Origin of the sequence: Spirochaeta cellobiosiphila DSM 17781 (assembly GCF_000426705.1) — a bacterium.
GTDB lineage: Bacteria > Spirochaetota > Spirochaetia > DSM-17781 > DSM-17781 > Spirochaeta_E > Spirochaeta_E cellobiosiphila.
Genome location: NZ_AUFW01000033.1, coordinates 1 through 3,120, shown reverse-complemented (window position 1 = coordinate 3,120; position 3,120 = coordinate 1). Strand labels below are relative to the sequence as shown.

Below are 3,120 nucleotides of genomic sequence, written 5' to 3'. Positions count from 1 at the left end.
GCATTATTGGAATACAAGATGCTAGATGGTGAGAGTATTAAACTTACCTTATATTTTGATACTGATTCAGATATTATAATTGTAGAAGCAAATCCCGGTGGATTGTTCGGTGGATTCTATGCTTATATCACTGATGAAGAGGGCGCTTATCGGCAGGAGCTAATAAAATTATTTCAGGAATAAGCTAATACTTGGAAGGTATAAAAATGTACAAGATAATATAGTTAGAAAAATGTTAAAATTAGAAGGCCTGAGTTCATACTAGAATTGATATTGAATTATGACTATTTTACATTGAGACCTTTTGGTAATTTACCAGAAATGGATTATGAGAATTCCCAATATACTATGTTTTCTATAGATCCGAGTACTCTTTGTATTATTGATAATATAGTTGTAAAAGAACCTGAAGGAGGGCTTCTACCTGTATTCAGGAATTAGGAGGGTATAGTATCTTTGTTGGTTCCTGAACATGTAAAAGCAGAACTAGATTTGGCTGATATGAAGGGATTGGTATTAGAGTCCTCTAATTTGCGAATAGGATAACAAACATGCTTAGATTAATCGTCAAAATCCTCATATAAAACCTATAAAAAGGGATATAATTAAACAAATACAAAATTACTGTAACAATACAAAAAAAGGATAAAAACATGTTACTAAAAGGACTCATCAGTCTAACACTAGCAGGAATAACTACTTTTCTCCTGTATAGATTCAGTCGGGATGACTTAAAATTGTCTTTACTATTCTTCTTTGCAATGGCTTTTTGCACCCATTGGCGCTACGGATTAATCGCTTTAGTCATCATGGGACTCTTTGCCTTTGCCTATTTTCTCTGGGTACGACGATTAAATGAGCCTAAACTACAAGTTAACAACAAGCTTAGTCGACGGATTACTTTTGTCTTAACAGTACTGTTATTTGTCGATCAATAAGTACTAACCTTAATGAAGATTGTCCTTGATAGAGAAACTTTTGATCTATTGGTTCGGCTTAATTCTCTTGCCCTAGCGACTTTCTTTTTTCCAGTATCCAAGAGATCAAGTTAATGAAGGAAGGGGAAAAACGGATGTCTTAAAAGACTGGTTAGAAATGACATCATGTATTATATAACTAGTATATAGTTCAGAGGAATAAATAATAAAAATGAAAAATATTATACTAATGGTACTTCTCTTTTGGAATGTAATATTCACATATAGTGAAGGTCCTTTAAAATCATCAGATAAGAATATTTCAATAAGCCCTAAAAAAAACAAGGTAATACATTCTATAGGGTCTATATTTGCAATAACACCAGAAGGACATGCAGGTACAGAACCATATCCAGAAGATTTAAATCTCTCTATATATTATTTAAATGAATTTGATGGGAATATTTTTTTCGAAGATGAAAATAAAATCAGAATTCGTCAGTATCCTATTGGTGATATTGAAGTATTAAGAAATAGTCTCCCCAATCAATATATTTTGTTAGGTGTTGAAGGTGATTCCTATTATCATTTTACTTTCTATCCACCTGTAGTCCCTGTAATTGCATATATAAACAAAGAACATTATTATAGTGATACTGATGAAAAATATAAAATCTTAATCTATTATCCTTCTGGGTTTCCAGATGATCTAGTAAGTCGAATGTATACCATAAAAGAAATGCATGGATCTAAATTCATGGCTACTGTAGTATTAAGAGAAAACATTGATTTTCTAAAGCCATTTTATTTTATGACAGGACGTCCCTCGGATTATGGGGATGATTATAAAGGCTCATTTCTTCCAAGAGCAATAAAAGATAGAGAAACCTTCCCAAGTAAAATTATGATTCTAAATGTAAAAAGCAAACCGTTTCTCGATGAGGATTATAATGAGGACAATCCAACCCCTCAAAGTGACTTCGACTACTATCGTCTTCCCCTAGACCTAAGCGCCTACGGAGTTAAAGGTGAATTAACAGAAGATTCCCCATTCAAGATAGAAGAAATCCTGACCTACTCTAAAGCCATGAAGAAGATAGCCTTTGTTGGTAGGCAGTACACGGATGATGAACATACGAGTTACAATGAAATGCTTTTTCTCGTTCCAGAAGAAGGGGGGAAGCCTGAGAAGATCTTAGATGTTGCCTCAGGACATGTCATTCAGGATATGCTCTTTAGTCCAGAGGGGTATAAACTTGTACTGGAATTAGATGAGGGAGACCTTTATGAACTCACCTTTCCCGGGTATCATTGGGAAGAATCTTATCCTCAGGAAGTAGCACTTACTACTGGTATTCAGAATAAGAACATTGATGAAAAGTTACTCTATAACTCAGTGAAATATATAAATGATGATATGAATGAAGAGAGTATTGAATCCTACCTAGATCAACTCTATGTAGAAGTGTGTCGACGTGACATTAAACAGATAGAGACACATCGATCCATTCTGGCTCGATATTACCTTAACACAATCTACGCCTACAACGGTTATGCCTTTAGTAATAAAGATTGGAATGATTTCTATAGTAGCTTTGCTTGGTACAAGCCGACTACTAAAACACCTGAGTTTACTGAAGAAGAGAGTCGACGAATTAAAATGGTTCAAGGGATTGAGTAAAACAAAATAAAAGAAAGAAAGTTAGAGAGTCTCTATAATAAAGAAGTGTTACTTGTATACGCATTTGTAGAATTATTTGAACTAATCTTGGTGTGACTTCCTATATCAGTTGACACTGATACCAATTCAGCCTGAGGATAGCTCCCTTCGTCAATTGACACTGACCCCCAACCAGCCTGAACTTGACACCCAAGGTCAAGTGACAATGACACCAAAGGAGCCTGAGGATGACACCCTAGGTCAATTGACAAATTCAGAATTCCTCAAGTGACAAATTCCTCCAACACCAACTGACGAATTCTGAATTCCTCAGTGGACAAATAAAAAAGCCCCCTTAGTCATAACCAAGAGGGCAAAACAGTAAACCTAACAAGTTCTACCAGATATCTACCTAACAGTCACATCTTCATAATAAGAACCACTTCTTAAAACCGATCCAGACATAGTCCGAACCTCAACCTTGTAATTCCCGGCTTCCAAATCCTCTGGTATAGAAAGCAAAATACTGGAAGGCAAAGTCCT

Annotated in this window: 4 protein-coding genes; 3 read left to right on the top strand and 1 reads right to left on the bottom strand. The window is 35.1% G+C overall.

Annotation, left to right across the window (positions count from 1 at the left end; genetic code table 11):
* From K345_RS23095 to K345_RS0106675, 3 genes are all read left to right on the top strand, one after another.
* A partial coding sequence (locus tag K345_RS23095; protein WP_211227841.1) for a hypothetical protein occupies window positions 1-183 on the top strand: 183 nt, incomplete at its 5' end.
* Window positions 184-653: 470 nt separating this feature from the next.
* Window positions 654-938, top strand: a complete 285-nt coding sequence (locus K345_RS0106680) for a hypothetical protein (RefSeq protein WP_028973507.1) — start codon at window positions 654-656, stop codon at window positions 936-938.
* Window positions 939-1,149: 211 nt separating this feature from the next.
* Window positions 1,150-2,598 (top strand): YARHG domain-containing protein, encoded by a 1,449-nt coding sequence (locus tag K345_RS0106675; RefSeq protein ID WP_028973506.1) that lies wholly within the window; start codon window positions 1,150-1,152, stop codon window positions 2,596-2,598.
* Between the two features lie 387 nt (window positions 2,599-2,985).
* Here the strand turns inward: K345_RS0106675 and K345_RS23840 are convergent, their stop codons facing one another.
* Complete coding sequence (locus tag K345_RS23840) at window positions 2,986-3,099, bottom strand: hypothetical protein (protein ID WP_425423286.1); 114 nt, start codon at window positions 3,097-3,099, stop codon at window positions 2,986-2,988.
* Window positions 3,100-3,120 lie beyond the last annotated feature (21 nt).

Coding starts and splice junctions, on each gene's coding strand:
- K345_RS0106680 (WP_028973507.1), top strand. CDS start 654: ATGTTACTAAAAGGACTCATCAGTCTAACACTAGCAGGAATAACTACT.
- K345_RS0106675 (WP_028973506.1), top strand. CDS start 1,150: ATGAAAAATATTATACTAATGGTACTTCTCTTTTGGAATGTAATATTC.